The organism is Psychrobacter sp. UBA5136 (assembly GCF_002414005.1).
Lineage (GTDB): Bacteria > Pseudomonadota > Gammaproteobacteria > Pseudomonadales > Moraxellaceae > Psychrobacter.
In genome coordinates, this window is the sequence record NZ_DHYG01000016.1 from 46,416 (window position 1) to 53,534 (window position 7,119).

A 7,119-nucleotide genomic window follows, 5' to 3' on the forward strand; every position below is an offset into this window, starting at 1 on the left:
TTTGCGTATTTATTATTTTTGCGCGCTTATTATTTATACGCCAATTACAAGAGATGGACAGAGTGAAACGCGGCATTATTAAGGCTATGCTATAGTGAGTTTATTACTTTCGCTTTCATAAGTTTATGACTTTCATTAGTCACTTTTATACGCAAATTTCTGTATTAAAAATCTATATACCAACATTGGAATGGCACCTATGCGCTATCAAAATACTTACGTTACATTAGACACTCGCCTCTACCATGAGCAGCAGCCGACGCCACTTGATAATCCTCGCGCCGGTCATTTTAATACGCAAGTTGCCCAGCAGTTGGGCTGGCTTGACGATGACGACTTGATGGCGCGTTGGGTTGAAATCTTAGGCGGTCAATACGTGCCAGCCGAGTTTCGACCGCTGTCGATGGCGTATGCTGGTCATCAGTTTGGGCAATGGGCAGGACAATTGGGTGACGGGCGCGGCTTACTTATGGCGCAAGTGCTCGATAATAACGATAAATTGCAAGATTTGCATCTCAAAGGCATCGGCTTAACGCCTTACTCACGCATGGGCGATGGGCGGGCGGTGCTGCGCAGTACCATTCGCGAGTATTTGTGTGGTCATGCGCTAACCCAGCTTGGCATTCCTTCGTCTAATGCTTTAGGGTTTGTGGTTTCTGATACCAAAGTTCGCCGCGAACGCATAGAAGCTGGCGCAGCATTAATGCGCGTTGCTGACAGTCATATTCGCCTTGGTCATGTCGAATGGATTGCGAGCTTTGCGCCCGATTTGCTCGGCGAGTTTACCGACTATATGATTGATACTTACTATTCAGAGTGCCGTGATAGCGAAACGCCCGTCTTAGCGTTTTTACAAGCGGTGGTTGAGCGTACCGCGCGCATGATTGCCGATTGGCAGCTGATTGGCTTCGCCCATGGCGTTATGAATACAGATAATTTGTCGATAACTGGCAGCACTTTAGACTTTGGGCCGTTTGGTTTTATGGAGCGTTTTAATCCTGCTTGGATTAACAATCACTCTGATTATACTGGCCGTTATGCCTATCAAAACCAGCCTGCTATCGGACACTGGAACCTCAATATTTGGCTACCGCACTTTATGCGCTTGGACGGTGTGACGCGCGACACGCTAGCTGATTGCCTAGCGCCCTACGAAGCCACCTTTATGCAACATTATCAGCAAGGTCTGTGCCGCAAGCTGGGATTACCGCATAGCAAAGAGAGTTTGGAGCTTGCTTTTGACTGGTTAAGTTTGTTAGAAGACAACTTACTCGACTATACCAATAGTTTCCGCGCGCTACTGGGTTTGGTCGCGCCAAATGAGCATCCTTATGAAGAGCAGCTGCTCACAATAATGACTGCTGAGTTTAATAATGAGGCGCAGCAAACTTGGCAAGCGTGGTCAACGCGTTATTTAGCGCACATACAGCCGTTAGCTCGCGAGACGACTATTGAGCAAATGCGCAGCAATAATCCGGTTTACGTGTTACGCAATAGCGTGGCGCAGCGCGTTATCACAGCGGCTGAGCAAGGGCAGTTTGATGAATTAAATCGCGTCTTTGACTTGCTTGCTACCCCTTACAGCGTCCAAGATATCGCCACTGAGCTTGATACTGCACCGCCCGCTCCCAATGCGCCGCAGCTGCCGATTAGCTGCTCGTCTTAATAACTCGACACTGTGTAATGTTTTGAAACATTATGCAATTAAGGTTGATATTTCACTGCATTTTTTGCCATTATCAACCAGCGAAATAATGAATATCATTTTATTGTATTGTTCGCACGATTGCGCCGAGTTGACTAGGCAGTGAAATGCCAATAGTGCTAGAATACCAATTTCTGCAAGACTGCTATTTTTACGCTGATGTCTAGTCGCCGATCACGACCGTTTTAGTATAAATGTACCCTCAATATCATGTTTTGTGCTTTTGAGGCGTAGACGTTGGTTTTTATCACCATTTACTTTATTCCAATTATTCCAACCATGGCAATTATTATGAATGACGATATCACTTTGAATACGGATACCCCTGTTACGGAAAAAGAGCAGTTTGAACAATCTGCCTTACATTACCATGAGTTTCCACGCCCAGGTAAAATCTCAGTTACGCCGATCAAGCAATTGGCCAACCAACGTGATCTGGCGCTTGCCTATTCACCAGGGGTTGCGATACCGTGCCTTGAAATTCAAAGAGAGCCAGCGTTAGCAGCTAAATATACCGCCCGTAGCAACTTGGTTGGGGTGATTACCAATGGTACTGCGGTCCTTGGTTTAGGAAATATTGGTCCATTGGCATCGAAGCCTGTGATGGAAGGTAAAGGGGTTTTATTTAAAAAGTTCGCTGGTATCGACGTTTTTGATATTGAAATTGCCCAAAATGATCCAGACAAATTTATCGAAGCGGTTGCCTCTCTTGAGCCTACCTTTGGCGGTATTAATTTAGAAGACATCAAAGCGCCAGAATGTTTTAAAATCGAGCGCGAATTGCGTGAGCGCATGAATATTCCGGTATTCCACGATGACCAGCATGGCACCTCAATCATTGTGGCGGCGGCGATGCTAAACGCGCTGCTCATCACTGGTAAAAAAATCGAAGAGATTAAAGTGGTCTGTTCGGGCGCGGGCGCAGCGGCCATTTCTTGCTTAGATATCATTTGCGCCCTTGGCGTTGATAAAAACAATATCTTTGTATCAGACTCACGCGGTATCATCAGCACTAGCCGTGAAAACCTTGATGAAACCAAGCAGCGTTATGCGCGTGACACCACCGCGACCACCATCGAAGAAGTGATGGATGATGTCGATATGTTCTTAGGCTTATCTATGCCTGGCACTTTGACAGAAGACATGGTTCGCCGTATGGCAAAAGACCCTATCGTCTTTGCCCTTGCCAACCCAACGCCTGAAATCATGCCAGAATTGGCGCATGCGGTACGTCCAGACGTTATCATGGCAACGGGTCGCTCGGATTATCCAAACCAAGTAAACAATGCGTTATGCTTCCCTTATATCTTCCGCGGTGCGCTTGACGTTGGGGCGACAGCGGTTAACGAAGAGATGAAAATCGCTTGCGTAAAAGCAATCGCGGCTATGGCACACGTTGAAGCGACGCCGATGAGCAACATTAAAAACGTGGAAAGCACGCCAAGCTTTGGACGTGATTACCTTATCCCAGGGCCTCTTGAGCCAAACCTAATCATTGAAATCGCTTCTGCCGTTGCTAAAGCGGCGATGGATTCTGGTGTGGCAACCCTGCCTATCTCAGATATGAAAGCCTATCGTCAACGCTTGTCTGAGTTTGTTTATAACTCAGCGTTTGTCATGAAGCCTATCTTTGCCCGCGCGAAAGCCGATCCTAAGCGTATTGTTTACTGCGAAGGCGAAGACAGCAATGTATTGCTAGCGGTACAAGTGGTCGTCGATGAGCAATTAGCACATCCAATCTTGGTTGGTCGTCCGGCTATTATCGAAAAGAACATTGAAAAGTTAGCGCTACGCCTAAAAGATGGTGAAAACATCACGATTGTCAATCAAGATGATGACCCACGTTATAAAGATTACTGGCAGGGCTACTACGAGAAAAACAAACGCAATGGCGTTAGTATTGAGCTTGCGCGCCGCGATGTGCGCCGCAAAACTTCTTTAATCGGTGCCCTATTGGTTGAAAATGGTGATGCCGATGGTATGATTTGTGGCACATTCAGCTACTACCATTTGCATTTAAAATATGTCAGCCGTGTCATCGGTAAAAAAGAAGGCGTCAGCGATTTTTATGCGATGAATGCCGTTCTTATGCAAGATCGTAATATTTTTATTGCTGATACTTATATCCATGAAGACCCAACTGCTGAGCAATTGGCTGAGATGACAGTATTGGCTGCCGATCAATTGCGCCGCTTTAACATTACCCCGCGTGTGGCGCTGGTATCGCATTCAAACTTTGGTACCTCAGACCGCGAAAGCGCGGTGAAAATGCGTAAGGTGCATCAACTACTGACTGAAATGAATGTCGACTTTGACTTCGATGGTGAAATGCAAGGGGATGCTGCACTTGATGAGCATATTCGTGCCAATGACTTGCCATCAAGCAACTTAAAAGGGTCAGCAAACTTGCTTATCTTGCCAACGCTTGATGCGGCAAATATTGCTTTTAATCTGCTAAAAACGGCTACCAGCAGTGCGTCTATTGGTCCTATCTTGCTCGGCGCGAGTAAACCTGTTCATATCCTAACCCCATCAGCGACGGCGCGCCGTGTGGTAAATATGACGGCGCTTGCGGTCACTGAGGCTCAAGACTTAGAAAGTGCGCAGCAGTAGGCGCTTATACAACCTAAAAGCGTAATCCTAAAACAGTCCTCTATCATTTATTTATCGAGGCCGTCTGTTATACTAAAACCAGTCAATGCTTATGAGCGTTGACTGGTTTTTTTTGAGTAGAAAAATGTAGTAAATACTGGACAATGACAAAGAGACTTTTATGCAAGTATATCTCGTTGGCGGCGCCGTCCGTGACCAATTATTAGGGCGTCCTATCAAAGACAAGGACTTTGTTGTCGTTGGCGCAACGGTTGCAGACATGCTGGATGCTGGCTTTCAACAAGTGGGCGCAGATTTTCCGGTATTCTTGCATCCTATTAGTAATGAAGAATATGCCTTAGCCCGTACTGAGCGTAAGCAAGGCTTAGGTTATCAAGGCTTTAGCGTGCACGCGAGCCCCGATGTAACGCTGCGTGAAGACTTGCAGCGTCGTGATTTGACCATCAATGCGATGGCCATTGAGGTTAAAAGCGTAACCGATGATACGCCGATAAGTGGCGACGTAATTGACTACTATGGCGGATTGGATGACATTGAAAGTAAAACCTTACGACATGTCTCAAGCGCGTTTAGTGAAGACCCGTTACGGGTACTGCGAACCGCGCGCTTTTATGGGCGTTATTATGATTTGGGCTTTAGTATCGCTGATGAAACCTTGCAATTAATGCGCGAGTTGGTGGCCTCAGGCGAGCTTGCGCATTTAAGTAGTGAGCGCATTTGGCAAGAATCAAGCTGTGGCATGCTACAAATATCACCGCAGGTGTATTGGCAGCAGCTGTTTGAGCTCGGTGCGCTGACAGAGTATTTTGCCCCACTCCATCATGCTTGGAGCCATGCTCAATACGGTCAAATACGAGAGATTGTACAAACGGCATTGTATTTTGCCGGTCAAATGCAGTTAAACTTATCGCAGCGCTGGGCTTTATTGATGGCAAGTTTAAATACCGATTCATTTACTTTTAACTCTACAGAAATTCATTCGGTTAATACAGAAACAGCGACTAAAGCTATTAACGAGATAGGAAATAGCGTAAAAGTGCCTAAAGTGCATACTCAGTTTGCCAATTTATTTGTGCAGCAAGCACAAAAGCTTAGCAGCATAGACCAGCTGAGTGCCGCTGAGAAAATCGACCTTATTCAAGCCTGCGGCGCCCATAAAGCACCTGATAAACTCTCGCAACTTTTAGTGACTAGTCATGTTTTAAAACTGGCCATACAACACCGCCAAATGATGCTTGCGCTAAATAGTTTTCATGCAATCGGCATGGACAATATTGCCCCAGATCTTAAAGGTCCAGCGATTGGCGCAGCATTACGTCAACGTAGAATTGAGCATTTACAAATGCAAAATAGTGCTTCAAAAGTTTCTATATCATCTGAAAATGCTGTTTAAAAACGTCCTCGAAATCAGAAATATGTCCTTTTTAAAGTTTAACTATGAATCAAACCTCCAAGCCTTCTCAGCCAATTAACACGCACGCTCCCGTGATGCTAGTGACCGGTGGCGCTAAGCGTATTGGCGCTGCTATCGTCCGCGCCGCCCATGAGCAAGGCTACCGCATCATTATCCATTGCCATCGTAGTGAGCAAGAAGCCCATGCCCTAGCCGATGCGCTAAATAATGCTCGTCCTGATAGTGCGGTCGTTATCATTGCAGATTTGGCAGTCGTTAACCAAAGCGATGCGTTACATGATTTCACTCAGAATATCATGCAAGCATTTGGCCAGCTCGACGTCTTAACACATAACGCTTCACGCTTTTATCCGAGCCCGCTTGGTCATATCACTCACGCTCAGTGGGATGAATTATTTTTGACCAATGCCAAAGCACCCTTATTACTAAGCCAAGCGTTATCTCCTTATCTACGAACGCAGCGCGGCTGCATTATTAGCCTACTTGATATCCATGCGCATAATAAACCTTTTAAGGATTATGCCGTTTATAACATGGCAAAGGCGGCGCATCGGATGATGGTGCAGTCTCTAGCGCTAGATATGGCGCCAGCTGTACGCGTCAACGGCGTCGCTCCTGGCGTCAATATCTTACCTGAGCCGCATAGTGACCAGGCGCTTGACCCGCAGCAACAAAAAAGCATCATCGATTCCATCCCTATGCAGCGGATAGGCAAACCCGCTGAGATTGCGCATAGTGTGCTTTATCTTGCACAGGCGAGTTATGTAACGGGTGAGATAATTACCGTCGATGGAGGCCGTAGCCTAACATTGGCTGGCGGTCCTGTTTGATAGAAAGTCGCGCTGCGTGAAAAAATCTTGCTTAGTGTCTATCTTTTACTTGAAAATCTAGAAAAATCAGGTATCATTGTGCGTCTAACGTTAGGGCCCATAGCTCAGTTGGTTAGAGCAGAGGACTCATAATCCTTTGGTCGTAGGTTCAAGTCCTACTGGGCCCACCAAATTCAAACCCCGTAAACAAATTGTTTACGGGGTTTTTTATTAACTAAATTTTATGTAAGCACATTGATGCAGACACCTTTTTGATACTATCTTGATACTTTGACCCTTGTAGTAATTGAAGTATGATGACTACTAGGGCATGTCTTCAATTGGATAAGCCATAAATAATAGTTACAATACCGCATCTATTGAGACGATGCGAGAAGTACAAGTCATGGCAAGAACAGCACTAACAGATACGCTTTGGGAACAATTGCAATCAACAATGACAAAGCATGGCTGCTATCAAACTCAAAACAGTCGAGAGGTCATGGAAGCCATACTGTGGAAGCTACGCACAGGCGCGCCGTGGCGAGACATACCTAAAGAGTTATGTTCGTGGAAAA

General features: G+C 45.9%; 5 protein-coding genes and 1 tRNA gene. All 6 read left to right on the plus strand.

What is annotated here, in order from left to right; translation table 11 throughout:
- Positions 1–199: 199 nt before the first annotated feature.
- Positions 200–1,666: a protein adenylyltransferase SelO gene (locus tag B4240_RS02205; RefSeq protein ID WP_296236614.1), complete on the plus strand. Its 1,467-nt coding sequence runs from the start codon at positions 200–202 to the stop codon at positions 1,664–1,666.
- 330 nt (positions 1,667–1,996) lie between these two features.
- Entirely contained in the window at positions 1,997–4,318 is a 2,322-nt protein-coding gene (locus B4240_RS02210; RefSeq protein ID WP_296236615.1) for an NADP-dependent malic enzyme, read from the plus strand.
- Between the two features lie 160 nt (positions 4,319–4,478).
- A complete protein-coding gene (locus tag B4240_RS02215; protein ID WP_296236616.1) occupies positions 4,479–5,711 on the plus strand; it encodes a tRNA nucleotidyltransferase in 1,233 nt (410 codons plus the stop codon).
- Between the two features lie 44 nt (positions 5,712–5,755).
- The gene (locus B4240_RS02220; RefSeq protein ID WP_296236617.1) at positions 5,756–6,562 is read left to right on the plus strand and encodes a pteridine reductase; all 807 of its coding nucleotides are present in this window, start codon (positions 5,756–5,758) and stop codon (positions 6,560–6,562) included.
- Positions 6,563–6,655: 93 nt separating this feature from the next.
- A tRNA-Ile gene (locus tag B4240_RS02225) sits at positions 6,656–6,732 on the plus strand.
- A 215-nt stretch (positions 6,733–6,947) separates the two neighbouring features.
- Positions 6,948–7,119: transposase (locus B4240_RS02230; RefSeq protein ID WP_296236620.1), on the plus strand; the 172-nt coding region annotated here is incomplete at its 3' end.

Coding starts and splice junctions, on each gene's coding strand:
- B4240_RS02220 (WP_296236617.1), top strand. CDS start 5,756: ATGAATCAAACCTCCAAGCCTTCTCAGCCAATTAACACGCACGCTCCC.
- B4240_RS02205 (WP_296236614.1), top strand. CDS start 200: ATGCGCTATCAAAATACTTACGTTACATTAGACACTCGCCTCTACCAT.
- B4240_RS02215 (WP_296236616.1), top strand. CDS start 4,479: ATGCAAGTATATCTCGTTGGCGGCGCCGTCCGTGACCAATTATTAGGG.
- B4240_RS02210 (WP_296236615.1), top strand. CDS start 1,997: ATGAATGACGATATCACTTTGAATACGGATACCCCTGTTACGGAAAAA.